The organism is Streptomyces sp. NPDC037013, from assembly GCF_055607265.1.
In genome coordinates this window covers 310,663-334,118 of sequence record NZ_JBVJRV010000001.1, presented here as the reverse complement: position 1 = coordinate 334,118, position 23,456 = coordinate 310,663, and the positions used below count along the sequence as shown (strand labels likewise).

The window sequence follows — 23,456 nt, the reverse complement described above, 5'->3', positions numbered from 1 at the left end:
GTCATGCCCCGCACGGAGGGAGGTCTGCCATGAACAAGCTGATTCCCCGCGTACGCCTGGCCCCGCCAGGCGAGAACCCCACCCCCCGCCCCACCCCGCGCACCCGCGGCGCCGCCGAACTGGACGCCCGCACCCGTGAAGTCGGCGCCCGGCTCGCCGGGTTCAGCGCACGGCCGGCCCGCGACGTCCTGCGCGACCTCGACACCTCCACCCGCGGACTCCGTCAGGACCAGGTCCTCGAACGCGTCGAGCGGTACGGCGAGAACACCGTCGCCCACGAGCGCGCGCCGCACTGGACCGTGCAGCTCGCCAAGTCGTTCCGCAACCCCTTCATCGGCGTCCTCGTCGTGCTCGCCGCCGTCATGTACTGGCAGGACCCGGCCGATCCCGGCGTCTGCATCCTCACCTCGATGGTGCTGATCAGCGCGGTGCTCCGGTTCTGGCAGGAGTTCCGCTCGGCCAGGTCCGCCGAGGCGCTCAAGGCCCTCGTCACCACGTCCTGCGCGGTCCGGCGGCGCTGGAGCGAGACCGCGGGCACCGAGGAGATCCCGATGGAGCAGGTCGTCCCCGGCGACCTGGTCGAGCTCGCGGCCGGCGACCTGGTCCCGGCCGACCTGCGGCTGCTCACCGCCAAGGATCTGATGGTCGCCCAGGCGGCGCTGTCCGGCGAGTCATTGCCGGTCGCCAAGGCCGACACCCGCTCCCCCGACCTGGGCGGGCCCGGCACCAAGGACCCCGTCGAGGCCGACAACCTCTGCCTGATGGGCACGTCGGTGACCTCGGGCACCGCGACCGGCGTGGTCGTGGCGACCGGCTCGCACACCTACTTCGGCTCGATGTCGGGCGCCCTCACCGGTGAGCGCCCGCAGACCGCCTTCGACCTCGGGGTGCGCCGGGTCAGCTTCCTGCTGATCCGCTTCATGCTGGTGATGGTCCCGGTCGTCTTCGCGGTCAACGGCTTCACCAAGGGGGACTGGGACCAGGCCCTGCTCTTCTCCCTCTCCGTGGCGGTCGGGCTGACCCCCGAGATGCTGCCGATGGTGGTCTCCGCCAACCTGGCGCGCGGCGCGGTCGCCATGTCGCGGCGTCAGGTCGTCGTCAAGCGGCTCAACGCCATCCAGAACCTCGGCGCGATGGACGTGCTGTGCACCGACAAGACGGGCACGCTCACCGAGGACCGTGTCGTGCTCGACCGCTATCTCGGCACGAGCGGCGAGGAGGACCGCGAGGTCCTGGAGTACGCGTACCTCAACTCCCACTTCCAGACGGGTCTGCGCAACCTCCTGGACCAGGCCGTCATCGACCGGGTGGACGAGGCCGAGGAGGTTGTCGTCGATCACCTCTTCACGCTGGTCGACGAGATCCCCTTCGACTTCGCCCGCCGCAGGATGTCCGTCGTCCTGCGCCGCAACGAACTCACCGGCCCCGCCCCCGAGTACACGCTCGTCACCAAGGGAGCGGTCGAGGAGGTCCTCGACCGGTGCGCCCGCCTGATGGACCGCGGTGAGCGCGTGGAGCTCACCGAAGAGCTGCGCGACCGCGTCACGCGTCTCACCGAGCGCCACAACAGGGAGGGGCTGCGGGTCCTCGCGGTGGCGACCCGCACCTTCCCCGTGGCGCCCGGCGAGGCGGAGCGCGAGACGTACTCCGTGGCGGACGAGAGCGAGTTGACGCTCGTCGGCTTCCTCGCCTTCCTCGATCCGCCGAAGAAGGACGCGGCCGACGCCCTGCGGGCGCTCGCCGAGAACGGCGTCGCGGTCAAGGTCGTCACCGGCGACAACGAACTCGTCGCCGCGCGCGTCTGCGCCGACGTCGGCCTGGACACCGGTGAGCTGATCACCGGTGCCACCATAGACCTGGTCGACGACGCCGAGCTCACCCGACTGGCGCGTACGACCACGGTGTTCGCAAAGGTCAACCCGGTCCAGAAGGCGCGGATCGTGCGGGCCCTCAAGGCCGGCGGGCACACGGTCGGCTTCCTCGGGGACGGCATCAACGACGCGGCCGCGCTGCGCGAGGCGGACGTCGGCGTCTCCGTCGACACGGCCGTGGACATCGCCAAGGAGTCCGCGGACATCATCCTGCTGAAGAAGGACCTGATGGTCCTCGAACAGGGTGTGCTGATGGGGCGCCGGACCTTCGGCAACACGATCAAGTACATCAAGATGACGGCGTCGTCGAACTTCGGCAACGTCTTCTCGGTCCTGGTCGCATCGGCCTTCATCCCCTTCCAGCCGATGCTCGCCATCCACCTCCTGGTGCAGAACCTCTGCTACGACATCAGCCAGCTGGCGATCCCCTGGGACCGCATGGACGAGGAGTACCTGAGGAAACCGCGGGCCTGGGACGCGCGGGGCATCGGCCGGTTCATGGTCCGGGTCGGCCCGGTCAGCTCGCTCTTCGACATCACGACCTTCCTGGTCCTCTGGTACGTCTTCCGCGCCGACTCACCGGAGCGGCAGACCCTGTTCCAGACGGGCTGGTTCGTGGAGGGCCTGCTGTCGCAGACGCTCATCGTCCACATGATCCGCACGCGGAAGGTCCCGTTCGTCGGGTCCCGCGCCTCCTGGCCGGTCCTCGCGATGACGGGCGCGGTCATGGCCTTCGGGCTCTGGCTGCCGTTCTCGCCGCTGGCCCCGGCGCTGTCGATGGAGCCGCTGCCGCTGGGCTACCTCCCCTGGCTCGCCGGGACGCTCATCGCGTACTGCGTGCTGATGCAGGTGGTGAAGGTCCGGTACATCCGCCGGTACCACGACTGGCTGTGACGGCCTCTCATGAACGCGGCGCCCAGGGGGTAGGTGCCGAGGGCAACCATGCGGATGCATGGCGCCCGCGGCACCCTGCGTCCGCCCGTCCCGGCCCACCGAGGAGAGTCATGACCGTACGTGTCCACGGCATCTGCGCCCCCGGATTCGAGGGCGTGCGCGAGGAGTTCGAGCGGGGCTTCGCCGAGCGGGACGAGCTCGGGGCCGCGGTCGCGGTCATGGTGGGCGGCGAGACCGTCGTCGACCTGTGGGGCGGCGCGGCGGACCGCTCCGGCACCCGCCCCTGGGAACGGGACACGCTGGTCAACGTCTACTCCACGACCAAGGGCATGACCGCACTCTGCGCCCATCTGCTCGTGGACCGGGGCGAGTTGGACCTGGACGCGCCGGTCGCGCGGTACTGGCCCGAATTCGCCCGGGAGGGCAAGGCGGACCTGCCGGTGCGCTGGCTGCTCAGCCACCGCGCCGGGCTGATCGCGCCGGGCGAGCCCATGGCGCCGGGCGCGGCCTACGACTGGGAGAAGGTGACCGGGGCGCTGGCGGCGACGCGTCCGTGGTGGCGGCCCGGCACCGCCCAGGGCTACCACGCGGTGACGTTCGGCTTCCTCGTCGGCGAGGTGGTGCGCCGCGTCAGTGGGGTCTCGCTCGGGGAGTTCCTGCGGGCCGAGGTGACCGGACCGCTCGGCGCCGACGTGCACATCGGCACGCCGGAGAGCGAGCACGGCCGGTGCGCGGACCTGGCGCCGCCGCTGCGCGCCGCGGACCCGGTGTCGGCGCGCGGCACGTTCGGCGACGCCCCGAAGCCTCCGGTCGGCGGGATGTCCGACCACCCGATGGCGCCGGTCACGCTGGCCCTGCACTACGTGCCGCTCGGCGACGTGAACGGCGCGGCCTTCCGCTGCGCGGAGATCCCCGCGGCCAACGGCCACGCCACGGCACGCGGACTCGCCGCGGTGTACGGGGAGCTTGCCTGCGGCCGGCTCCTCTCCCGCGCCGCCGTCGAGCGGCTGCGCACCCGGCAGGGCGGGGCCGGCGAGCCGGACCTGGTGCTGCGGACGAGCACCCCGTTCGCCGACGACTGGCCCTGGGGCCTCGGCTACATGCTCAACCAGTTCGGGCAGGCGGGCCCCAACCCGCGGGCGTTCGGCCACGGCGGCATGGGCGGTTCGTACGCCTTCGCCGACCCGGAGACCGGCGTCTCGTACGCGTACGTGATGAACCGCATGGGCGCCGGCACCTCGGGCGAGGACCTGCGCAGCGTCCACCTGGTCGGCGCGGTGTACGAGGGGCTGCGGGGCCGCGGCCCGGTCCAGGGTCCGATGATGGGGACATGACCTCACACCGAAGAGCCGCCTTCTTCACCGGCGAGGCGGACGCCCCCCGGTACGGCGCCCCCACCACCGGGAGCGAACGGCCGATGCTCGTCGGCCTGCTGCGCTCCCAGCGGGCCACCCTGGAGCTCAAGTGCGCCGGCCTGGAAGCCGAGTTGGACCGGCGGTCCGTGCCGCCCTCCGCCCTGTCGCTGCTCGGCCTGGTCCGCCACCTCACCGACGTGGAGCGCCGCTGGTTCCGCCGGGACCTCGGCGGCCAGGACCCGGCGCCCCTCTACGCCACGCCCGAGAACGCCGACGCGGACTTCGACGACGCGGTCGCGGAGCCGGGGGCCGTCGCCGCGGCGTGGGAGGCGTGGCGGGCCGAGGTGGCGTTCGCCGAGAAGTTCGTCGAGGAGGCCCCCGACCTCGACGTCGAGGGCCGGGACGCGTGGCTCGGCGCGGTGTCGCTGCGCTGGGTGCTGCTGCACATGATCGAGGAGTACGCCCGCCACAACGGCCACGCGGACCTGCTCCGGGAGCGGATCGACGGAGCGGTGGGGCTGTGACGCGGGGCGGCCCCCGGGCGGGGCCGCCCCGGTGCGCCTCACTCGCGCGGGTGCCTGCCGGGCCCCCGGTCGTGGTCGGCGAGCTTGCTGGGCGACAGGTCGGTGGCGTCCTCCCCCGGTTCCAGCAGCGTGTTGGCGGCGCCGATGATCAGCGGGTCGGCCTTGCCCACCGCCTCGTCGTCCTTCGCCTCATAGTCGACCTGGAGCAGCAGGTGGCGCATGGCCTCCAGGCGGCCGCGCCGCTTGTCGTTGGTCTTCACGACGGTCCAGGGGGCGTGCGGCGTGTCCGTGGCGCGGAACATCTCCACCTTCGCGTACGTGTAGGCGTCCCACAGGTCAAGCGATGCCAGGTCGGTGGAGGAGAGCTTCCACTGCCGTACCGGGTCGACCTGGCGGATCGCGAACCGCGTGCGCTGTTCGGCCCGGGAGACGGAGAACCAGAACTTGATGAGGATGATGCCGTCGTCGGTGATCATCTTCTCGAAGAGGGGCGCCTGTTCCAGGAAGTGCGCGTGCTCGCGAGGGGTGCAGAACCCCATCACCGGCTCGACGCCGGCGCGGTTGTACCAGGACCGGTCGAAGAAGACGATCTCGCCCGCCGACGGCAGCTGGGCGACGTACCGCTGGAAGTACCACTGGCCGGCCTCGTGCTCGTTCGGCTTGTCCAGCGCCACCGTGCGCGCGCCGCGCGGGTTGAGGCGCTCGGTGAACCGTTTGATCGTGCCGCCCTTGCCCGCCGCGTCACGCCCCTCGCAAAGGACCACGATGCGCATCCCCTGGTCGCGCACCGACTTCTGCAGCTTCAGCAGCTCGATCTGGAGGATCCGCTTGCGCCGCTCGTACGTCGCCCGGCTCAGTTTGCGGTCATACGGGTAGTTCTCCCGCCACGTCTGAAGGGGCCGCCCGTCCGCGTCGAGGAGCACCGGGCGCTCCGGACGGGCCTCGTCCACGGACAGCCCATCGAGCAGATCGTCGTCGTTGTTCCCGTCGGTCGGCACCACGCGTTGACCTCTCCCTCTCGTACTCTCTCGCCGGCTCCATTCGAAAGCTTGCCCCCGAGATCGCCGCTCAGCCCCCCGGCCCGCCGGGCGCCCGGGAATAGCCGGCCGATCTTGGTGGTCGTTCCCTGCGGAGACCGGAAAGACCGCCCGACCGAAGTGAGGGAGCACGATGCCCAAGGCGTACGCATTCACCGAACACGGTGGCCCGGAGGTGGAGGCCTTCCTCGACCTCCCGAAGCCGGCGCCCGGCCCCGGCGAGCTGCTGGTCGCGGTGCGCGCGGCCGGCGTCAACCCGGTCGACTGGAAGCTGCGCGCGGGCAAGCGGCGCCCCGGGCAGGGGCCTCTCACCGGGCCCGAGGTGCTCGGCAGCGAGGTCGCCGGGGTCGTGGAGCGGGTCGGGGCCGGCGTCACGGGGTTCGAGCCCGGGGACGCGGTGTTCGGCAACCCGGTCACCGGCGGGTACGCGGAGTTCACGCTGGTCCCCGCGGACATCGCCGCGCACAAGCCGGACGCCCTCTCCTTCACGGACGCGGCCGTCCTGCCGGTGGCGGCGGCGACCGCGTACGACGGGCTGCGCCAGCTCGGCCTGCCGGCCGGTTCGACGCTGCTGATCACGGGGGCGGGCGGCGGCGTCGGGGTGGCCGCGACGCAGATCGCGCTCCACTTCGGGCTGCGGGTGGTGGGCACGGCGAGCGCGGGCAAGAAGGAGTTCGTCGAGTCGCTGGGCGCCGTCCATGTGCCGCCGGGTCCCCGACTGGCCGAGCGCATACGGGAGTCGGCGCCGGACCACCGCGTCGACGCCGTCTTCGATCTGGTCGGCGGCCCCGGTCTGGCCGAGGTGGCGGAGCTGCTGACCGACCGCGGGAAGCTGATCACGGCGGCGGCCAAGGAGACCGTGGCCGAACTGGGCGGCGCGCCGATCGCGCGGGCCCGCACCGCGGCGGTCCTCGACGAGATCGCCCTCCTCGCCGTGGCGGGCGTGCTGCGGCCGCGGGTGACGGCGACGTACCCCCTGGACCGCGCGGACGAGGCGCTGCGCGCGGTGGAGAGCGGTCACGCCCGGGGCAAGGTCGTCATCGAGGTCTCCGCGTGACGGCGGTGGACGCCCCGGCCCCGGGGGTGGCAGGTACCGGGAGAAAATGACACGACGGCTCCGCCGGCCCGTTGATACCTTCCGGATCATGAAGCCCGTCAGTGAGAACGAGATCCGCACGTCCTTCGTCAACTGTTCCAAGGGCGAGGCCCGCAGACTCTCCCTCCCCGCGGGCTTCGCCGACACGCCCTGGTCCGACCTGGACTTCCTGGGCTGGCGCGATCCCAAGGCGCCCGAGCGCGGCTATGTGGTGACGTGGCGGGGCGACGAGCTGGTGGGCATCTCCCTGCGGGCCTCCACCGGGGCGCGCAAGAGCCTGCTCAAGTCCAGCATCTGCTCGGTGTGCGTGACGCCGCAGTCCGGCTCCGGCATCACGCTGCTCGTCGCGCCCAAGGCGGGCGCGGCGGGCCGCCAGGGCAACTCGGTGGGGCTGTACATCTGCGCGGACCTGGCCTGCTCCCTCTACGTACGCGGGAAGAAGACCACGGCACTGGCGCCGCGGCGCCTGGAGGAGAGCCTCACGCCGGAGGAGCAGAACGCGCGCACCATACGGAACCTGAACGGCTTCCTCGACCAGGTCCTCGACGGCTAGACCGCGCGGGGATCCACCAGCTGGAGGGCGAGGGCGGCCGACGGTTCGGCCACCCCCGGGCCGCCCGCCCCGGCCCAGGCGAGTATTCCGTCCAGCGACTCGTCGTCCGTGACGAAGCCCACCCAGGCGGCCCGGCCGCCGCGCCTGCGCCCCTCGTACGAGGGCTGGACCACCACGACGTTGGCCTGCCCGCACGGCCCGAGGCAGTCGCTCGTGCGCACCGCGAAGCGGCCGCGCGAGGCCGCGGCGGCCGACCGCAGCCGCTCCAGCTGCCAGTCGTGGTCGATGCCGGGGTTCTTGCGCGCGTCGCCGCAGCAGCAGCCCCGGCACACCACGAGGGTGCAGGGGCGGCGGGCGGCGGCGCCGATGGAGACGACGGGACTCATGTCGTGATCATCTCAGGTACGCGAGGCCCGGGTGCACACCCCGGTACCCCTCCACCAGGCGTCGCGCCACCGTCACGGAGTCGACGAGCGGATGGAGCGCGAAGGCCTTGACGGCCGTGGCGGCCGAACCGCTCCGGGCCGCTTCCAGCACCTCGCGCTCGACGGCCTTGACCGCGCACACCAGACCGGTGGCGTGGCCGGGCAGCGGGGCCACCGACATGGGGTGGGCGCCGTTGGCGTCGACGGAGCACGGCACCTCGATCACGGCGTCCGCGTCCAGCGCGGCGAGGGTCGTGCCGTTGCGCACGTTGAGGATCAGGGTCGCGCGCTCGTCGCGGGCGATGGCCCGCATCAGGGCGAGGGCGACCTTCTCGTACCCGCCGGACTCCAGGTCCTCCTCGGCCCGCTCCCCCACGCCCGCCGCTTCCCGGTTCTCCGCCATGTACGCCGCCTCGCGCTCGGCGAGCGTGTCGTACCAGGTCTTGAGGGCGGGCGTGCCGGGGTGCCGCATGTCGGCGTAGAAGCGGCCCTGCTGGCCGTGGAGGAAGGCGCCGCGGGTCCGCTCGGCCTGCTGGTAGGCGCGGACGGTGTCGCGGTTGAAGTAGTAGTAGTGCAGGTATTCGTTGGGGATCGCGCCCAGTGACTGGAGCCAGTCGGCGCCGAAGAGCCTGCCCTGTTCGAAGGAGAGCAGGAGCCGGGGGTCGGCGAGCAGGCGCGGCAGTTCGTCGCGGCCCCTGATGTGCAGCCCGCGCAGCCAGCCGAGGTGGTTGAGACCCACGTAGTCGATGAAGGCCTCGTCGGGGTCGCCGCCGAGCACCTGCGCGACGCGGCGGCCGAGGCCCACGGGCGAGTCGCAGATGCCGATGACGCGGTCGCCGAGGTGGCCTGCCATGGCCTCGGTGACCAGGCCCGCGGGGTTGGTGAAGTTGATGACCCAGGCGTCGGGGGCGAGCCGGGCGACGCGCCGGGCGATGTCGACGGCGACGGGCACGGTGCGCAGCCCGTAGGCGATGCCGCCCGCGCCGACCGTCTCCTGGCCGAGGACGCCCTCGGCCAGGGCGACGCGCTCGTCGGCGGCGCGTCCCTCGAGGCCGCCCACGCGGATCGCGGAGAAGACGAAGTCGGCGCCGCGCAGCGCCTCGTCGAGGTCGGTGGTGGCGGTGACGGTGGGCGCGTCCGGGACCCCGGCGGCCTGCTCGGCGAGGACGCGGGCGATGGCGTCCAGCCGGGCGGCGTCCAGGTCGTGCAGGACGACGTCGGTGACGCGGCCCTCGGCGCGGTCGCCGAGCAGAGCCCCGTACACGAGCGGCACACGGAACCCGCCGCCGCCGAGAATTGCCAGCTTCACGTCTGAACCGCCTTCTGTCGGACCGTTATCACCGGTACTCACGTTACGTACGATGGCGCGGCAGCGTTCCGACCCCCCACGGAGGTAGCGCCCCGATGACCCTTTGGAAGGCAACCAGCGCCCTGTTCGGTGCCGTCGCCCTGGCGGTGGCCGCGGGCGGGTCCGCGTCGGCCGCGCCCGCCGCGCCGGGCGGCTGGCAGGAGTCCGGCACTTCGTACGTCAACTCCCTCACGGCCGGCCAGGGTCTGGCGAGCCGCGCCGACGGCGGCCTCCTCTACCGCGGCCTCGGCTCGATCCCCCTCGACCTGCGCGTCAAGGGGTGGGGGCACATAGGGGATCCGGACATCTCGGACGGCCACACCTTCGACGCCTACCAGGGCGGTGACACCGCGCGGTCGAAGATGTTCGCGGTGACGACGCCGGCCGGGAAGCGCTACCTCTACGAGCACCCGCTCGACGTCGGCGAGAAGCTCAACAACTCCTTCGCGGCCGTCTCGCCCGACCACCAGTGGCTGGTCTCCGGCGAGTGGGGCGACCAGGACCGCCTCCAGGTCTTCCCCGCCCCGCTGCTCAACTCCTCGACGCCGCCCACCGGCGGGACCCTGCCCCAGGCGGGTCAGATCTCGCTCGACAAGCCGGTCCGGGACGTCCAGGGCTGCGACTTCGCCTCACCGACCCGGCTGGTCTGTGCGTCGAACGACGCGTCCAGGGAGCTGTGGCCCGAGGACCGCCCCGTCCTCCAGGTCGACCTGGCACGCCCGCTCGACGGCGCGCCGGTGACCGGCCACGTCACGAGTCTCTTCGCCGCGCCGCAGCGCAGCGTCTGCTCCGGGACGTTCGAGACGGAGGGTGTCGACTACGACGCGGCCCGCCGCACGCTGCGCGTCGAGGTGGTGCCGCCCGCGCCGTGCCTGGTGACGACCGCGGTGCACGCGTACGCGCCGACGACGGGCTGAGCGCCCGCCCCGTCCGCCTGCCGGACAGGACGTGTGGGGCGCCGCCGCACAGGGGAAGGTCGTGATCATGACACAGCACGACCAGCAGGTGGCCACCACCGTCCCCGCCCCCGAGCGGCGCCCGATCCGGCAGCTCCTCGCCGCCTCCGTCGGCAACGCCGTGGAGTGGTACGACTGGTACGCGTACACCTTCCTCGCCACGTACATCGCCGACCAGGTCTTCCCCAAGGGGTCCGGCAACTCCCTGGTGCCGCTGCTCTCCACGTTCGCCGTCTTCGCGGTGGGCTTCTTCATGCGGCCCGTCGGCGGGCTGCTCATGGGCGCTGTCGCCGACCGGCGCGGCCGGCGCGCCGCGCTGACCGTCACGATCCTGCTGATGGGCGGCAGCAGCCTGCTGGTCGGCCTGACCCCGACCTACGCGGCCGTCGGCGTCCTCGCCCCGGTCGTCCTGGTGCTCGCCCGGCTGCTCCAAGGCCTCTCCGTCGGCGGCGAGTTCGCCGCGTCGACGACGTTCCTCGTCGAGTCGGCGGGCCCCGGGCGGCGCGGCCTCTTCTCCAGCTTCCAGTACGTCTCCACGAGCGCGGGCCAGCTCGCGGCGTCCGGCGTCGCGGCCCTGCTCGTCGCCACGCTCTCGGACGGGCAGATGGACGGGTGGGGCTGGCGGGTGCCGTTCGTCGTCGGGGCGGCGCTCAGCCTCGTCGGCTTCTGGATCAGGCAGGGCGCCCACGAGACCCACCGGGCGCCCGCCGAACATGCCGACTCACCGGGGCTGTTCGACGCGCTCCGGCACCACCCGCGCCAGTCGCTGCTGATCTGCGGCATCACGGCGGGCGGCACCCTCGCCTACTACACCTGGACCTCGTACCTGCCGACGTACGCCGAGCTGAACACGGACATCGGCAAGAGCAGTGCGCTCCTCGCCGGCACCCTCTCGCTCGCGTTCTTCGCCCTGCTCCAGCCGGTCGGCGGAGTGCTCTCGGACCGGTGGGGGCGCCGTCCGCTGCTACTCTTCTTCGGGATCGGCTTCGCCGTCCTGAGTGTGCCGCTGCTCAAGTCCCTGACCGGATCGTTCGGTTCGCTGCTGCTCGTGCAGTGCGCCGGCATGGTGCTGCTCACCGGTTTCACGTCGATCTCGGCGGCGGTCAACGCCGAGGTGTTCCCCGCGCGGGTGCGGGCCGCGGGAATCGGTTTCCCGTACTCGCTCACGGTCGCGCTCTTCGGCGGCACGGCCCCGTACATGGGCACCCTGTTCAAGGAGATCGGATCTCCCGGGCTGTTCCCCGTGTACGTGGCCGTGCTGTGCGTCGTCTCCTCGGTGGTCTACCTGCGGTTGCCGGAGACCGCGCACAAGGAGCTGGAGAAGTGAGCTTCTCGGCCGCTGCCCTCAGGAGGCCTTCGGCACCGCCGCGATCGAGCGGCCCGCCCACTCCGGGGCCTTTTCCACGAGGCCCGTGAGGCGCGCGCGGATCTCGTCGGGGAACGGTGTCGCACGGCCCGCGTTCCGGTCCACGTGGATCGCCAGCAGTTCGGTGGTCGCCGCGGGGGCGGCGTCCGGGGCGGGTTCGCCGCCCTCCTCGTCGACCACGTACATCTCGTGCGTGAACCGCGCCTTCTTGGCGTCCGCGCCCAACAGGCGGCTCCGGACGGCGAGATGGGCTCCTTCGGAGACGTCGCTGAGGTATCGCACGTGTGCCTCGACCGTGTAGAGGGAGCAGCCGGTGGACTCGCGGTAGCCGGAGTGCAGGCCCGTCTCGATCATCGCGGCGTCGGTCGCGTAACCGAAGACGAGGACGTAGAAGGCCTCGCTCATGTGGCCGTTGTAGTCGATCCACTCGGGCCGCACGGTCCGGTGCAGCAGGGGCAGGGGCCCGCTCACTTGCCGCCCCCGTTCAGCCGGCCCGTCGCGCGCAGCACGTCGATGACGCCCTGGTCGCGCTCGGCGACGAGCTGGGCGATGGTGCGGCCCGCGGCCTCCTCCTCGCAGCCGGCGACGACGGCGTCGTACAGCTTCTTGTCGAGTTCGGGGGCTTCCAGGCGCGTCCAGGGGGACTTCAGGGACGGTCCGAAGTGGTCGAGCATGTGGGCCATGCCGCCTTCGCCGCCCGCGAGCGCGAAGGTGAGCATGGGGCCCATGAAGGCCCAGCGCAGGCCGGGGCCCTCGGTGATGGAGTCGTCGATCTCCTGGACCGTGGCTTCGCCGTTGGCGACCATGTGCAGGGCCTCGCGCCACAGGGCTTCCTGGAGGCGGTTGGCTATGAAGCCCGGCACCTCGCTCCGCATCGTGATCACCGACTTGCCGGCGACCTCGTAGAACCGGGACGCCCAGGCGACGGCCGCGGCGTCGGTCCGCTCGCCGCCGACGACCTCGACCAGCGGGATCAGGTACGGCGGGTTGAAGGGGTGGCCGACGACCAGGCGGCCCGGGGTGGCGGCCCCGGTCTGCATGTCGGTCATCGGATAGCCGGAGGTGGAGGAGGCGATGACGACGCCGGCGGGCGTGGCGGCGTCCAGCCGGGTGAGCAGGTCGCGCTTGAGCTCCAGCTTCTCGGGGGCGCTCTCCTGCACGAACTGTGCGTCGGCGACGGCCTCTTCGAGGGTCGCGGTGACGGTGAGGCGGTCCTGGGAGGCGCCGTCGGCAAGGCCAAGCCGGGTGAGGGCCGGCCAGGCCGCCCCGACCAGCCGGCGCAGCCGCTCCCCGGCGTCGGGGGCCGGGTCCCAGGCGGTGACGTCGTAGCCGCGGGCCAGGAAGTGGGCGACCCAGCCGCCGCCGATCACGCCGGCGCCGACACAGGCGACGCGGCGTACTTCTTCAGGGGTGGTCGTACTCATGATGCGGTCCTTGGAGGTGGGGGGAGGTCAGGAGCGGGGATTGAGGCCGAGCTTGCGGCGCGCCTCGTCGGGCGTCGCGACGCGCGAGCCGAGGGCCTCGGTGATCTGCACCGCGCGCTCGACGAGCTGCGCGTTCGTGGCCTTGTTGCCCTTGCCGAGGTAGAGGTTGTCCTCCAGGCCGACGCGGACCTGGCCGCCGAGCAGGATCGACTGGGCGACCCACGGCATCTGCATGCGGCCGAGCGCGAAGCTGGCCCACTGAGCGCCTTCGGGCAGCATGTTGACCATGGACTGCAGGACGCCGGGGTCGGCGGGGGCACCCCACGGGACGCCCATGCAGAGCTGGAAGACCGTGGGGTCGTCGAGCAGGCCCTCGGCGAGGAGCTGCTTGGCGAACCAGAGCTGGCCCGTGTCGAAGATCTCCAGCTCGGGGCGGACACCGAGCTCCTGGATGCGCCGGGCGCCCTGGCGGAGCATGTCGGGGGTGGAGACGTAGAGGTTGCTGCCGTCGCCGAAGTTGAGCGAGCCGCAGTCCAGGGTGCAGATGTCGGGGAGGAGTTCCTCGACGTGCGGGAGCCGGTCGAGGCCGCTGACCAGGTCGGTGCCGGGCAGGTGCCGGAGCGGCTCGTCCGGGTCGATGACAAGGTCGCCGCCCATGCCAGCGGTGAGGTTGATGACGACGTCGGTGCCGGTCTCCTTGATGCGCTCGACGACCTCGCGGTACAGGCGGGGATCTCGGGAGGGCTCGCCGGTCTCGGGGTCGCGGACGTGGATGTGCACGACGGCGGCGCCCGCCCCGGCGGCCTCGACCGCCGAGGCGGCTATCTGCTCGGGCGTCACGGGCACGTGCGGACTCTTGCGGACGGTGTCGCCCGCGCCGGTCAGGGCGCAGGTGATGATGACGTTGTCGTTCACGGGCATGCGGAACTCTCCCTCTGAGGTGGGGGGTTGGGGGACTTCGTGCGGTCGTGCGGTCGTACGGGGGGTCAGTGCGCGGTCAGCGTCGCGTCGACGTAGGCGGTGAGGGCCTCGTGCATGGCGTCCGGTCCGGTGCCGGGGCCTTCGGGGGCCACGGCCAGCACCTGCGTGGCGAGGCCGTCGATCAGGGCGGTGAGGCGCAGCGCGGCGGCCTCGGGGTCGGCGGGCCGGAAGACGCCTTCGGCGATGCCGCGGCGGATGACGTCGGCGACGGTCTCGCGCCACTGGCGGTAGTAGTCGGCGTGCAGGCGGCCCACGGCGGTGGAGCGGGCGGCCTCGGCCCACAGGTCGAGCCAGACGCTCCACTGCCGGCGCTGCTCCGGGGTGCGGGGAATCTGCAACTCGATGAGCTGGCGCAGCTCGTCGGCGGTGTCACCGGCGTCCGCGATCCTGGCGGCGCGGCGCGCGGTGTCCTCGTCCATGCACCAGCGCACGGCCGCTTCGAGGAGGTCGTCGCGGCCGGGGAAGTGGTAATGGATGGCGGCGGTGCTGGTGTCGCAGGCGGCGGCGATGTCCTGCACGCGGACGGCGTGGAAGCCGCGCTCGGCGATGAGACGTACGGTCTCCCGCACGATCTGCAGGGGGCGCCCGCCCTCGGGCGACGGCCCGCCCGCGCGCCGGCGCCGGGCCGGCGGCCCGGACACCTCCGCCGCCTCCGCGCCGAGGAGCCACCCCGCGTCGACCTGCCCCGCGGCGGCGATACGGGCCAGCTCGGCCGCGGTGAACCTGCGGGTGCCGCCCAGCGAGCGGGACAGCTTGGAGGGGTCCATGACGATCCGGCGGGCGAACTCCCGCTGGGTCACCCCGGCCTCGGCGATGACCTTGCGCACCCGCTCGGAAACGTCGCCCCGCTGCTCTGACTGCATGGTGGGCCACGGTACATACGCGTTGCGCTGAGCACAACACAGGACACCGAGAAGGTGTACCATGGCCCATATCATTGCTGGTAATCGAGCATATTGAGGTCTGTGCTGACTGATGCATCAGTCAGGATCGCATCGGCCACTCCCCCAGGAGCTGCAAGGAACTCGCCGAGTGGCCGGACTCCGGGAACCGTGGCGTCACTTGCGGCACTCTTCCTCCTGTGTCGCACGCATCTTCGCTTCCCCCTCAGCGTCCCCCGCTGCCCGCCACCGGCCACATGGTCGTCTGCGGCGGCGACAACGTCCTGGCCCACCGGCTCGCCGCCGAACTCCGCGGCGTCTACGGCGAACAGGTCGTCCTCGTCGTCCCGCCCGCGGGCCGCGGCGAACGGAACCGGCCGACGGGGCTGGCGATGACCACGGCCCTCCTCGGCCGCATCACGGCCGCCGTCTCGCGCACCGCCGGCAACGGCGGCGGGACCGTCAACGGGACCGGCGAGAACGGCGGCACCCCCGACCCGCCGCGGACCGTGGAGGCCGTCGACCTGACCGACGACGTCCTGGCCGACGCGGGCGTCGCGCGGGCCACCGCGCTCGCCCTCATGCACGACGACGACGAGACCAACATCCGCACCGCGCTCGCCGCGCGTCGGCTCAACCCCCGGCTGCGGCTGGTGATCCGGCTGTACAACCGCAAGCTCGGCCAGCACCTGGAGGAGCTGCTCGGCCAGGCCGCCGCCGTGGCCGGTCTCGCCACCACCGACGCCAGCGTCACCGTCCTGTCCGACGCGGACACCGCGGCGCCGGCCCTCGCGGCCACCGCGGTCGCCGGGACCAGCAAGGTCGTGCACGCCGACGGGCTGCTGCTGCGCGCGGTGGAGCGGACGCCCCCGGCGCCGGGCGAGGTGGCGCCGCGCGGTCTGGCCACCCTCGCGCTGCTCTCGGCCACCACCCACGACCCGGCGGGCGCCGAGGGCTCCGACGACGCGGGCGCCGGGGCGGGCCCCCTGCTGCTGCCGGGCGACGACGCCGTGGCGGCCGCGGCCGGGCGGGGCGCGCTCGTCCTCGAGACCGTCTCGTACTCGGGGTCGGCGCCGCCGCCCGGGTTCCTCGCCGGGCGGGGCGTGCCCCTGCGCCAGCTGTTCTCGCGGCGGCTGCGCTGGTCGGTCGCGGGGTTCGCGGCGGCCGTCCTCGGCATGGCCATCGCGTCGATCGTCACCACCGACGACACCCCGCTGCACGCGACGTATCTGACGCTCCTCGACCTCTTCTCCATCAACGACCCGGCCACCGAAGGACCGATGAGCCGCCAGGTCCTCCAACTCCTCGCCGGCCTTGTCGGATTGCTGCTCCTGCCGATCCTCTTCGCCGCCGTCCTCGAGGCCCTCGGCACCTTCCGCACCGCCTCCTCGCTGCGCCGGCCGCCGCGCGGTCTCTCCGGCCACGTCGTCCTGCTGGGCCTCGGCAAGATCGGCACCAGGGTGCTGGCCCGCCTCCGTGAGCTGGACATCCCGGTGGTGTGCGTGGAGGCCGACCCGGAGGCGCGCGGCATCTCGCTGGCGCGGCGGCTGCGCGTGCCGACGGTGATCGGCGACGTGACCGAGGAAGGGGTCCTGGAGGCCGCCAAGGTGCACCGCGCCCACGCCCTGCTCGCCCTGACCAGCGCGGACACCATAAACCTTGAGGCGGCCCTGTACGCACGGTCGGTCAAGCCCGATCTGCGGGTGGCGCTGCGGCTGTACGACGACGAGTTCGCGACCGCCGTCTACCGCACCCTGCGCGCCGCGCACCCCGGTGCCCTGACCCGCAGCCGGAGCGTGTCCGCGCTGGCCGCGCCCGCGTTCGCCGGGGCGATGATGGGCAGGCAGATCCTGGGCGCGCTGCCCGTGGAGCGGTCGGTGCTGCTCTTCGCCGCGCTCGACGTCTCGCTGCAGCCGCAGCTGACGGGCCGCACGATCGCCGAGGTGTTCCGGCCGGGGGCGTGGCGCGTCGTCGCCCTGGAGCGGCCGGCGGGGCGGGGTCCCGGCCACCCGTCGGGCCTGGAGTGGGAGCTCGACCCGGAGTACCGGCTGTGCCCGGAGGACCGTGTGGTCCTTGCCGCCACCCGTCAGGGCCTGGCCGAGCTGCTGGCCCGCCGCCCGCTGCCCGCCCAGCCCTGACCGGCCCCTTCGTCAGGCCCCGGCGGGCGGCACCGGCAGGACCTGCCGCAGATGCGGGTCGGGGTGGAAGTCCCTGCGCCACTCGCGGGGATAGCCGACGGACGCCTCGATGTGCGGCACGCCGTCGTGCACGGTGGTGCGCGGTATGTGCAGGTGGCCGTAGACGACGGCCGCCGCCCCGTACTTCACGTGCCAGTCGGCGGTCAGCTCGGTGCCGCACCACAGGGCGAACTCGGGGTAGCGCAGGACCCGGGTGGGCTCGCGCAGCAGCGGCCAGTGGTTGACGAGGACGGTGGGCAGGCCCGCGGGCCGCTCGGCGAGCAGCTCCTCGGTGTGCTTGACCCGGGCCCGGGACCAGTCGTCGCGGGTGGCGTACGGGTCGGGGTGGAGGAAGTACTCGTCCGTGCAGACGACGCCCGCCTCGTGGGCGACCGCCAGCGCCGCTTCCTTGGTGTGCGTCCCCTCGGGGCGGAAGGTGTAGTCGTAGAGCAGGAAGAGCGGCGCGACCACGACGGGGCCACCGGGGCCCCGCCACACGGGGTAGGGGTCCTCCGGGGTGGACACGCCCAACTCGCGGCAGAGGCCGACGAGATGCCGGTACCGCGCCTCGCCGCGCAGCTGGACCGGGTCGTCCTTGGGCGTCCACAGCTCGTGGTTGCCCGGCGACCACACCACCTTGGCGAAGCGCCCGGCGAGCGTGCGCAGCGCCCACTCGATGTCGGCCATGCGCTCGGCGACGTCACCGGCGACTATCAGCCAGTCCTCGTCCGTCTCGGGCCGGATGGTCTCGACGTACGCCCTGTTCTCCGCGTACGCCACGTGCAGGTCGCTGATCGCGAGCAGCTTCGGAGTCTTCTCGGATGCCATCACGCTGCGAGGCTAACCGAGGCGGTGTGCGGCACGGCGCCGACGCCTAGGCGGGCTGGTCGGGGTCGCAGCTCGCCCGGCGCCGGCCGATGGCCGCCAGCGCCTCGCGGAGCGCGGCCCGGTCGCCGTGCCGGACGACGTGCACGCAGCCCTCCTCCTGCTCCAGGAGGGCGGCCGCCACCGGCACGTCCGAGGAGAGGTGCCAGATGACGCCGCTGGGCGGCAGAAGGCCGCGGACGCCCCGGAACAGCTGCCCGAGACCCTGTCCGCCGCCGGGTACGGCGCTGTCGATCAGGACGATGTCGGGCAGCAGCGCGCGGGCCTGCGCCAGGGCCGGTACGGGCCCCGGCGCGTGGGAGATCACACGGAAGTGCGGGCCGTCCTGCACGAGAGGGCGCAACGCCGCGGCGACGGCGTCCTCGGCCACGATCAGCACGGTCATCATGGGACCAGCTTGCCCCGGCCGGGCGGCCGGCGCCGCCCCGGCGGGGCCGGGAGGCACCCTCCCGGCTCGCAGCCGGGACCGTCAGTGGTGGCCGCCCTCCCCCCGCTGGATCGCCAGGTACTCCTCGGGGGTCGCCTTGGGCACCTGCGCCTTGGGGCCGTACATGGCGCGGGCGAGGCGGGCGCGCAGCCGGTCGGAGCGGCTCACGTCGCGGCGCACGCCGTTGGCGTCGACCAGCGGGCCGATCTCGTAGGGGCGGGGCTGTTCGTGGGCGGTCAGCCGGTACAGCTCGGCCTGCGGCAGGGGTTCGTGGATCTCCACGTACTCGCCGTGCGGGAGCCGTTTGATGGTGCCCGTCTCGCGCCCGTGCAGCACCTTCTCCTGGTCCCTGCGCTGGAGCCCGAGGCAGATCCGGTGCGTGACGAAGAAGGCGATGACGGGCACGAGGAAGAAGCTGACCCGCACGAACCACGTGATCGCGTTGATGGAGAGGTGGAAGTGGGTGGCCCACAGGTCGTTGCCGCCGCCGACCATCAGCACGCCGAAGAGGGCGAGCCAGGCGACGCCGAGCCCGGTGCGCACGGGGGCGTTCCGCGGCCGGTCGGCGATGTGGTGCTCCCTCTTGTCGCCCTTGACCCACGACTCGATGAACGGGTAGACGGCGATGGCCATCAGGATCAGCGGGAAGAGCGCGAAGGGGATGAAGACGCCCAGTTCGAGCGTGTGCCCCCAGGCGTTGATCTCCCATCCCGGCATCACCCGGATCAGCCCCTCGGAGAAGCCGAGGTACCAGTCGGGTTGAGCGCCCGTGGAGACGAGGTCGGGGCGGTAGGGGCCGATCGCGAAGACCGGGTTGATGGAGGCGACCGCGCCCATGATCGCGAGCACGCCGAAGACGAGGAAGAAGAAGCCGCCCGCCTTGGCGATGTAGACGGGCATGAACGGCGCCCCGACGACGTTCTTCTCGGTCCTGCCGGGCCCGGCGAACTGGGTGTGCTTGTGGTAGAAGACCAGGATCAGATGGGCGACGACGAGCCCCAGCATGATGCCCGGCAGCAGCAGCACGTGGATGGGGTAGAAGCGCGGGATGATGTCCTCGCCGGGGAACTCCCCGCCGAAGAGGAAGAAGGAGATGTACGTCCCCACGACGGGGGTGGCGAGGATGGCGCCCTGCGCGAAGCGGACGCCGGTGCCCGACAGCATGTCGTCGGGCAGGGAGTAGCCGGTCAGGCCGGTGATGATGCCGAGGAACAGCAGGGTCCAGCCGAAGAGCCAGTTGAGCTCGCGCGGCTTGCGGAACGCGCCGGTGAAGAAGACCCGCATCATGTGCACGAGCATTCCGGCGATGAAGACGAGCGCGGCCCAGTGGTGGATCTGCCGGATCAGCAGGCCGCCGCGCACCTCCATGCTGAGGTCCACGGTGGATTCGTACGCCCGGGAGACCAGGACGCCCTTCAGCGGCACGTACGGGCCGTTGTAGGTGACCTCGGACATGCTCGGGTCGAAGAAGAGGGTCAGATAGGTGCCGGTCAGGATCAGGATGATGAAGCTGTAGAGGCAGATCTCCCCGAACATGAACGACCAGTGGTCGGGAAAGATCTTCCGCATCTGGCTCTTGGCCAGGGTGTTGATGCCGAGCCGCCCGTCGGCCCAGTCGGCAACCCGCTCCCCTCTGCCGGGCCGTGCAGGTCGTGCATCCGTGCCGCTTCGCTCGATGCGTCCGCTCATGCGACTCCCTTTCAGGCGGTACCAGGGTAGGTCGCAAGGAAGACGGATCCAACAGGGCGGGTTGTGACAACTTGATTCGGTCCGTGGCCCGAGGGTCGCTTCGCCCGGCCGGAAATTACTCATAGGTATGGCGTGACTTCACTCACCGGCAGCAGTAGAACTCGTTTCGATTCAGCCAAACGTGAGGAAGATCACATGAGTGCATCTACCGCGCGTGGCCCCGGATCTGATGGGGTGTCACGCCGAAGATTCATCGCAGGAACAGGTTCCATTCTTGGCGCGGTCGCGCTGGCCGGACAGGCCGGTCCCGCCCGCGCCGCGTCCCCCGCTGCGGCCGCCCCGATCCGGGACGGGGCCGACGTCCCCGCCCTGGTGATCGGGTCCGGGTACGGCGGTTCGGTCGCCGCGCTGCGGCTCGCCGAGGCGGGCGTCGACGTGCACATGATCGAGATGGGCATGGCCTGGGACACCCCGGGCTCCGACGGCAAGATCTTCGCCAACACGACAAGCCCCGACGTGCGTTCCTTCTGGCTGCGCACCAGGACCAAGCAGCCCATCAGCAACTTCCTGGGGTTCCCCATCGACAAGGACGTCCCGCGCCACACCGGCATCCTGGACGCCGAGGAGTTCGGCGGCATCATCGTCTACCAGGGCCGCGGCGTGGGCGGCGGCTCACTGGTCAACGGCGGCATGGCGGTCACCCCGAAGCGGGAGAACTTCGGCGCCATCCTGCCGACGGTCGACGCGGGCGAGATGTACGGCACCTACTACCCGCGCGCCAACGCGGGCCTCGGCGTGAACACCGTCGACCCCGCCTGGTTCGAGACGGCCGAGTGCTACCAGTACGCCCGGGTCGGCCGCAAGCACGCCCAGCGCTCCGGCTTCCGGTTCACCTTCGTGCCCGACGTGTACGACTGGGACTACATGGAGAAGGAGCAGGCGGGCACCGTCCCCAAGTCAGCGCTGGCCGGGGAAATCCTCTACGGCAACAACCACGGCAAGAAGTCCCTCCAGCAGACCTACCTCGCCCGCGTCAGGGCGACGGGACGGGTCACCATCTCCCCGCTGCACAGGGTCACTTCGGTCACCCCGGCGGCCGGCGGCGGCTACTCGGTCACCATGGAACAGCTCAACACCGACGGGGACGCCACCGCCACCAAATCCGTCACGGCCGGCCGGGTGTTCTTCGCCGCCGGCAGCGTCGGCACCAGCAAGCTCCTGGTCAAGCTGAGGGCCACCGGCGCCCTGCCCCGCCTCAACGGCGAGGTCGGCAAGGGCTGGGGGGACAACGGCAACGTCATGTGCGGGCGCGCCAACCACATGTGGGACCCGACCGGCAAGCTCCAGTCGTCCATCCCCACGGCCGGCATCGACAACTGGGCCGCGGGCGGCGCCTTCGCCGAGGTCGCGCCGCTGCCCACCGGCATCGAGACGTACGCCTCGTTCTACCTGTCGATCACCAGGACCCCGCACCGCGCCGAGTTCACCTGGAACCCCGCGGCGAACCGCGCCGAGCTGAACTGGCAGACCGCCTGGAAGCAGACGTCGATCGACGCCGCCAAGACGATCTTCGACAAGATCAACGCCAAGGAGGGCACGATCTACCGGACCGACCTCTTCGGGACGTACAAGATCTGGGGCGACCACCTCACGTACCACCCGCTCGGCGGCGCGGTGCTCGGCAAGGCGACCGACAACTACGGCCGGCTGCAGGGCTATCCGGGGCTGTACGTCATCGACGGCGCCCTGATCCCCGGCAACACCAGCGTCAACCCGTTCGTCACCATCACGGCGCTCGCCGAGCGCAACATCGAGAAGATCATCGCGACCGACCTGTGAGCCGGCCGCCCCGCACCGCGGCCGCCGTGCGCCCTCAGGGCCTCGGCAGCACGCACACCGTGTCGAGCCCGAGCACGTGATTGAGCCGGCCGAAGGCGAGCCACGATCCGATGCTCATGCTCAGCTCCACGATCTCGGCCTGACTGTAGTGCGCGGTCATCCGCGCCCAGAAGTCGTCGTCGAGGTTGTGGTGGTCCAGGGCGTATCGCTCGGCGTACTCCGCGGCCAGCCGTGTGCGGTCGTCGAAGGCGTCGGTGGTACGCCACTGGGTCACCGCGTCGGCGAACTCCTCCTCGACCTTCTGCCCGTCCCGCTCGGTGCGCCAGTCCAGGCAGAACACGCAGCCGTTGATCTGGGCGACGCGCAACCGCGCCGCCTCGAACTCCCGCAGCCCCAGGGTGGTGTGGGCGTACACCGCGAGCGAGAAGTTCGACGCGGCCGTCCCGATCTCGGGCACCATGTCGCCCCACACGTACGGGATGGCGTCCTGGCCCTCGGGGATGTCGATGCGCAGGGGACCACTCATGGGTCACTTCCTTCCCAGTCGGCCCGCCGCCGGGCGCAGCGGGACGTCGAGCGCGTCGTAGAGGCCCGGTCCGGCGTCCACCAGCCAGTCGACGGCGTTCACCAGGCGGCCCACCGCGGTGGCGTTGCCTCCCGCGGAGCGGTTCTCGTCCTCGTCGGTGGCCTCCACCGTGACCTGGATGCGGGGTCGGCCCTCGACGATCACGCGGTGGGCTCCGTCGCCGCCGTCGGGAGGGGTGGGCCAGTGAGGGGCGCAGGAGGGGTGGATACGGGTGATGTGCTCGATGACGATGCGCGGCTCGCCGCCGACGAGTCCCCGCACCTCGAAGCGGACGGCTCCCTGGGTGCCCGCGGCGAACCCGCCCATCGTGCGGGTGCGCACATCGGACTCCAGCGGGTACCGCTCCAACGTCTCGTCGATGTCGTCGAGTTCGACGCCGAGGGCTCGGGCCATCAGGCGTATCTGGCCGCCCCACACCATCGTCGGGACCGAGGGCGCCAGCATCAGCGGCTCGTACTCCATCGGATGCCCCATGCCGATCAACTGGCGGACCGAGTCCTCCTGGTCGTACGTGGAGTAGTCGAATATCTCCTGGCAGCGGATCGCGTCGACGGTGGAACCGAGGCCGCTGATCAGCAGCGGCAGGACGTCGTTGCCCCAGCCGGGGTCCACCCCCGAGACGAAGAGCGAGCCGCCGCCCTCCGCGACGGCCGCGAGCACCGGCTCCCTGAACTCGGCCGGCGCGCCGAGCCGGTCGTAGAGCGCGTAGAGCGCGGGTGTGACCACCACGGCGCCGGCCCGTACCGCCCGGACGACGTCGTCGAGCGCCTCGTCGGGTCGCAGGTCGCCGGAGGCCGCGTACACCACCGCGTGCGGCCGGGCGGCGAGGACGGCCGCCACGTCGTCCGTCGCGGGCACGCCCAACCTCCGTCCGAGCCCGGCGAGTTCACCGGCGTCGACGCCGACCTTGGCGGGGCTGTGCACGAGGACGGCCGCGAGTGTCAGACCGGGATGGGCCTCGACGGCGCGCACGGCCGCACGGCCGACGTTGCCGGTGCCCCAGACCACCGTGGGAATCATGCGCGGAGGGTAGCGAGGGGCGGCGACGGTTGACAGAGGCACGACCCCACGAGACCCGGCAACACGACCCCACGAGACCGGGCGAGTAGAGCTCGCGAAGAGATACGGCGCTTTCCCTCCCT

21 protein-coding genes are annotated in these 23,456 nt (G+C 72.1%); 9 read left to right on the top strand and 12 right to left on the bottom strand.

Annotated elements, in window-relative coordinates; translation table 11 throughout:
- Window positions 1-29 precede the first annotated feature (29 nt).
- The 3 genes from mgtA to ACZ7DY_RS01445 all read left to right on the top strand — a co-directional run bounded on the left by mgtA (window position 30) and on the right by ACZ7DY_RS01445 (window position 4,644).
- Complete coding sequence (gene mgtA / locus ACZ7DY_RS01455) at window positions 30-2,765, top strand: magnesium-translocating P-type ATPase (RefSeq protein WP_471128527.1); 2,736 nt, start codon at window positions 30-32, stop codon at window positions 2,763-2,765.
- A 110-nt stretch (window positions 2,766-2,875) separates the two neighbouring features.
- Entirely contained in the window at window positions 2,876-4,099 is a 1,224-nt protein-coding gene (locus ACZ7DY_RS01450; RefSeq protein WP_471128525.1) for a serine hydrolase domain-containing protein, read from the top strand.
- Window positions 4,096-4,644 (top strand): DinB family protein, encoded by a 549-nt coding sequence (locus ACZ7DY_RS01445; RefSeq protein WP_471128522.1) that lies wholly within the window; start codon window positions 4,096-4,098, stop codon window positions 4,642-4,644. The genes ACZ7DY_RS01450 and ACZ7DY_RS01445 overlap by 4 nt, the downstream gene beginning before the upstream one ends.
- 38 nt (window positions 4,645-4,682) lie before the next feature.
- Here ACZ7DY_RS01445 and ppk2 read toward each other — a convergent pair whose 3' ends face one another.
- The gene (gene ppk2 / locus ACZ7DY_RS01440; RefSeq protein WP_471128520.1) at window positions 4,683-5,645 is read right to left on the bottom strand and encodes a polyphosphate kinase 2; all 963 of its coding nucleotides are present in this window, start codon (window positions 5,643-5,645) and stop codon (window positions 4,683-4,685) included.
- A 169-nt stretch (window positions 5,646-5,814) separates the two neighbouring features.
- On the opposite strand from ppk2, the gene ACZ7DY_RS01435 reads away from it, so the two are divergent.
- Together ACZ7DY_RS01435 and ACZ7DY_RS01430 are read left to right on the top strand one after the other, a co-directional pair.
- Complete coding sequence (locus tag ACZ7DY_RS01435; RefSeq protein WP_471128517.1) at window positions 5,815-6,738, top strand: NADP-dependent oxidoreductase; 924 nt, start codon at window positions 5,815-5,817, stop codon at window positions 6,736-6,738.
- 88 nt (window positions 6,739-6,826) lie between these two features.
- The gene (locus ACZ7DY_RS01430; protein WP_471128515.1) at window positions 6,827-7,330 is read left to right on the top strand and encodes an FBP domain-containing protein; all 504 of its coding nucleotides are present in this window, start codon (window positions 6,827-6,829) and stop codon (window positions 7,328-7,330) included.
- Here ACZ7DY_RS01430 and ACZ7DY_RS01425 read toward each other — a convergent pair.
- Together ACZ7DY_RS01425 and ACZ7DY_RS01420 are read right to left on the bottom strand one after the other, a co-directional pair.
- Entirely contained in the window at window positions 7,327-7,716 is a 390-nt protein-coding gene (locus tag ACZ7DY_RS01425; protein WP_471128513.1) for a (2Fe-2S) ferredoxin domain-containing protein, read from the bottom strand. The two genes, ACZ7DY_RS01430 and ACZ7DY_RS01425, sit on opposite strands and share 4 nt — an antisense overlap.
- Window positions 7,717-7,723: 7 nt before the next feature.
- Complete coding sequence (locus ACZ7DY_RS01420; RefSeq protein ID WP_471128510.1) at window positions 7,724-9,064, bottom strand: 6-phospho-beta-glucosidase; 1,341 nt, start codon at window positions 9,062-9,064, stop codon at window positions 7,724-7,726.
- 95 nt (window positions 9,065-9,159) lie between these two features.
- Between ACZ7DY_RS01420 and ACZ7DY_RS01415 the strand changes: the two genes are divergently transcribed.
- Both ACZ7DY_RS01415 and ACZ7DY_RS01410 read left to right on the top strand, forming a co-directional pair.
- Entirely contained in the window at window positions 9,160-10,020 is an 861-nt protein-coding gene (locus ACZ7DY_RS01415) for a hypothetical protein (protein ID WP_471128508.1), read from the top strand.
- 67 nt (window positions 10,021-10,087) lie between these two features.
- Window positions 10,088-11,386, top strand: a complete 1,299-nt coding sequence (locus ACZ7DY_RS01410) for an MFS transporter (protein WP_471128505.1) — start codon at window positions 10,088-10,090, stop codon at window positions 11,384-11,386.
- Window positions 11,387-11,404: 18 nt separating this feature from the next.
- On the opposite strand, the gene ACZ7DY_RS01405 is transcribed toward ACZ7DY_RS01410, so the two are convergent.
- From ACZ7DY_RS01405 to ACZ7DY_RS01390, 4 genes are all read right to left on the bottom strand, one after another.
- Window positions 11,405-11,896 (bottom strand): thioesterase family protein, encoded by a 492-nt coding sequence (locus ACZ7DY_RS01405; protein WP_471128504.1) that lies wholly within the window; start codon window positions 11,894-11,896, stop codon window positions 11,405-11,407.
- On the bottom strand, window positions 11,893-12,849 hold the full coding sequence (locus ACZ7DY_RS01400; RefSeq protein WP_471128502.1) for a 3-hydroxyacyl-CoA dehydrogenase NAD-binding domain-containing protein: 957 nt from the start codon (window positions 12,847-12,849) through the stop codon (window positions 11,893-11,895). The genes ACZ7DY_RS01405 and ACZ7DY_RS01400 overlap by 4 nt, the downstream gene beginning before the upstream one ends.
- A 27-nt stretch (window positions 12,850-12,876) precedes the next feature.
- Window positions 12,877-13,770 (bottom strand): beta-keto acid cleavage family enzyme, encoded by an 894-nt coding sequence (locus tag ACZ7DY_RS01395; RefSeq protein ID WP_471128500.1) that lies wholly within the window; start codon window positions 13,768-13,770, stop codon window positions 12,877-12,879.
- Between the two features lie 65 nt (window positions 13,771-13,835).
- Entirely contained in the window at window positions 13,836-14,693 is an 858-nt protein-coding gene (locus tag ACZ7DY_RS01390) for a TetR family transcriptional regulator C-terminal domain-containing protein (protein ID WP_471128498.1), read from the bottom strand.
- Between the two features lie 275 nt (window positions 14,694-14,968).
- On the opposite strand from ACZ7DY_RS01390, the gene ACZ7DY_RS01385 reads away from it, so the two are divergent.
- Window positions 14,969-16,849 (top strand): NAD-binding protein, encoded by a 1,881-nt coding sequence (locus tag ACZ7DY_RS01385; RefSeq protein WP_471130164.1) that lies wholly within the window; start codon window positions 14,969-14,971, stop codon window positions 16,847-16,849.
- A 12-nt stretch (window positions 16,850-16,861) separates the two neighbouring features.
- Here ACZ7DY_RS01385 and ACZ7DY_RS01380 read toward each other — a convergent pair whose 3' ends face one another.
- The 3 genes from ACZ7DY_RS01380 to qcrB all read right to left on the bottom strand — a co-directional run bounded on the left by ACZ7DY_RS01380 (window position 16,862) and on the right by qcrB (window position 19,889).
- A complete protein-coding gene (locus tag ACZ7DY_RS01380; RefSeq protein ID WP_471128495.1) occupies window positions 16,862-17,716 on the bottom strand; it encodes a metallophosphoesterase family protein in 855 nt (284 codons plus the stop codon).
- A gap of 46 nt (window positions 17,717-17,762) precedes the next feature.
- The gene (locus ACZ7DY_RS01375; protein WP_471128492.1) at window positions 17,763-18,161 is read right to left on the bottom strand and encodes a helix-turn-helix domain-containing protein; all 399 of its coding nucleotides are present in this window, start codon (window positions 18,159-18,161) and stop codon (window positions 17,763-17,765) included.
- A gap of 81 nt (window positions 18,162-18,242) precedes the next feature.
- The gene (gene qcrB, locus ACZ7DY_RS01370) at window positions 18,243-19,889 is read right to left on the bottom strand and encodes a cytochrome bc1 complex cytochrome b subunit (protein ID WP_471128489.1); all 1,647 of its coding nucleotides are present in this window, start codon (window positions 19,887-19,889) and stop codon (window positions 18,243-18,245) included.
- 195 nt (window positions 19,890-20,084) lie between these two features.
- Here qcrB and ACZ7DY_RS01365 point away from each other — a divergent pair, with 195 nt between their 5' ends.
- The gene (locus tag ACZ7DY_RS01365) at window positions 20,085-21,728 is read left to right on the top strand and encodes a GMC oxidoreductase (RefSeq protein ID WP_471128487.1); all 1,644 of its coding nucleotides are present in this window, start codon (window positions 20,085-20,087) and stop codon (window positions 21,726-21,728) included.
- A gap of 34 nt (window positions 21,729-21,762) precedes the next feature.
- On the opposite strand, the gene ACZ7DY_RS01360 is transcribed toward ACZ7DY_RS01365, so the two are convergent.
- Window positions 21,763-22,254: a carboxymuconolactone decarboxylase family protein gene (locus ACZ7DY_RS01360; protein ID WP_471128485.1), complete on the bottom strand. Its 492-nt coding sequence runs from the start codon at window positions 22,252-22,254 to the stop codon at window positions 21,763-21,765.
- Between the two features lie 3 nt (window positions 22,255-22,257).
- The gene (locus ACZ7DY_RS01355; RefSeq protein WP_471128482.1) at window positions 22,258-23,334 is read right to left on the bottom strand and encodes an NAD(P)H-dependent amine dehydrogenase family protein; all 1,077 of its coding nucleotides are present in this window, start codon (window positions 23,332-23,334) and stop codon (window positions 22,258-22,260) included.
- Between the last annotated feature and the right edge of the window lie 122 nt (window positions 23,335-23,456).

Excerpts from the sequence above, each read along its gene's own strand:
- mgtA (WP_471128527.1), top strand. The coding sequence starts at position 30 with ATGAACAAGCTGATTCCCCGCGTACGCCTGGCCCCGCCAGGCGAGAAC.
- ACZ7DY_RS01450 (WP_471128525.1), top strand. The coding sequence starts at position 2,876 with ATGACCGTACGTGTCCACGGCATCTGCGCCCCCGGATTCGAGGGCGTG.
- ACZ7DY_RS01445 (WP_471128522.1), top strand. The coding sequence starts at position 4,096 with ATGACCTCACACCGAAGAGCCGCCTTCTTCACCGGCGAGGCGGACGCC.
- ACZ7DY_RS01435 (WP_471128517.1), top strand. The coding sequence starts at position 5,815 with ATGCCCAAGGCGTACGCATTCACCGAACACGGTGGCCCGGAGGTGGAG.
- ACZ7DY_RS01430 (WP_471128515.1), top strand. The coding sequence starts at position 6,827 with ATGAAGCCCGTCAGTGAGAACGAGATCCGCACGTCCTTCGTCAACTGT.
- ACZ7DY_RS01425 (WP_471128513.1), bottom strand. The coding sequence starts at position 7,716 with ATGAGTCCCGTCGTCTCCATCGGCGCCGCCGCCCGCCGCCCCTGCACC.
- ACZ7DY_RS01415 (WP_471128508.1), top strand. The coding sequence starts at position 9,160 with ATGACCCTTTGGAAGGCAACCAGCGCCCTGTTCGGTGCCGTCGCCCTG.
- ACZ7DY_RS01410 (WP_471128505.1), top strand. The coding sequence starts at position 10,088 with ATGACACAGCACGACCAGCAGGTGGCCACCACCGTCCCCGCCCCCGAG.
- ACZ7DY_RS01400 (WP_471128502.1), bottom strand. The coding sequence starts at position 12,849 with ATGAGTACGACCACCCCTGAAGAAGTACGCCGCGTCGCCTGTGTCGGC.
- ACZ7DY_RS01395 (WP_471128500.1), bottom strand. The coding sequence starts at position 13,770 with ATGCCCGTGAACGACAACGTCATCATCACCTGCGCCCTGACCGGCGCG.
- ACZ7DY_RS01390 (WP_471128498.1), bottom strand. The coding sequence starts at position 14,693 with ATGCAGTCAGAGCAGCGGGGCGACGTTTCCGAGCGGGTGCGCAAGGTC.
- ACZ7DY_RS01385 (WP_471130164.1), top strand. The coding sequence starts at position 14,969 with ATGGTCGTCTGCGGCGGCGACAACGTCCTGGCCCACCGGCTCGCCGCC.
- ACZ7DY_RS01380 (WP_471128495.1), bottom strand. The coding sequence starts at position 17,716 with ATGGCATCCGAGAAGACTCCGAAGCTGCTCGCGATCAGCGACCTGCAC.
- ACZ7DY_RS01375 (WP_471128492.1), bottom strand. The coding sequence starts at position 18,161 with ATGATGACCGTGCTGATCGTGGCCGAGGACGCCGTCGCCGCGGCGTTG.
- qcrB (WP_471128489.1), bottom strand. The coding sequence starts at position 19,889 with ATGAGCGGACGCATCGAGCGAAGCGGCACGGATGCACGACCTGCACGG.
- ACZ7DY_RS01365 (WP_471128487.1), top strand. The coding sequence starts at position 20,085 with ATGAGTGCATCTACCGCGCGTGGCCCCGGATCTGATGGGGTGTCACGC.
- ACZ7DY_RS01360 (WP_471128485.1), bottom strand. The coding sequence starts at position 22,254 with ATGAGTGGTCCCCTGCGCATCGACATCCCCGAGGGCCAGGACGCCATC.
- ACZ7DY_RS01355 (WP_471128482.1), bottom strand. The coding sequence starts at position 23,334 with ATGATTCCCACGGTGGTCTGGGGCACCGGCAACGTCGGCCGTGCGGCC.